1 protein-coding gene is annotated in these 560 nt (G+C 63.8%); it reads right to left on the bottom strand.

The window, feature by feature from the left end:
• A partial coding sequence (locus R7044_RS27205; RefSeq protein ID WP_225456227.1) for a Tn3 family transposase occupies positions 1-560 on the bottom strand: 560 nt, incomplete at both ends.

Here is a 560-nt window from a genome sequence, read left to right as displayed (position 1 = left end):
TTTCACCCCGACCGCCCGCCCGGAAGCGCTGGCCATCGGAAGAAGAGGTCGTTCCGTCGCCCCAGTGAGCGGCGAAGGTATGACGGTACTGGTGGTTGACCAGCTCGGCTAGGGCCGCCGAGTAGGTTTCGTCTCGGATGTGCCAGGCTTGCAGCCAGGATAGCTTGGCGTAGGTCAGGCCGGGGCTCGACTCGGCCATCTTGGTCAGCCCGAGGTTGATCGCATCGCCCAGGATCGCTGACAGCAGCAATGTCCGGTCTTTGGCCTCGGCACCGTCCTTCAGGTGGGTGAAGTGGCGGCTGAAGCCCGTCCAGTCGTCCACGTCCATCAGCAGTTCGGTGATCTTGATGCGCGGCAGTAACTGGCTGGTTTGGTCGATCAGCGCCTGCGCCCGATCCGGCACCGCCGCATCCAGCGGGGTGATTTTCAGCCCTGACTCGGTGAGGATGGCATCGGGCAGCTCGTTGTCCTTGGCCAGGCGGGTGACGGTGGCCAACTGCTCGTCCAGCAGCTGCAAACGCTCTTCCAGGTACTGGTCGCTGTTCGGGTTGATCGCAAGG

The organism is Vibrio sp. 1402 (genome assembly GCF_033340275.1).
Note: the sequence above shows the minus strand (reverse complement) of the source record. Positions and strands in the feature narration are given on the sequence as shown.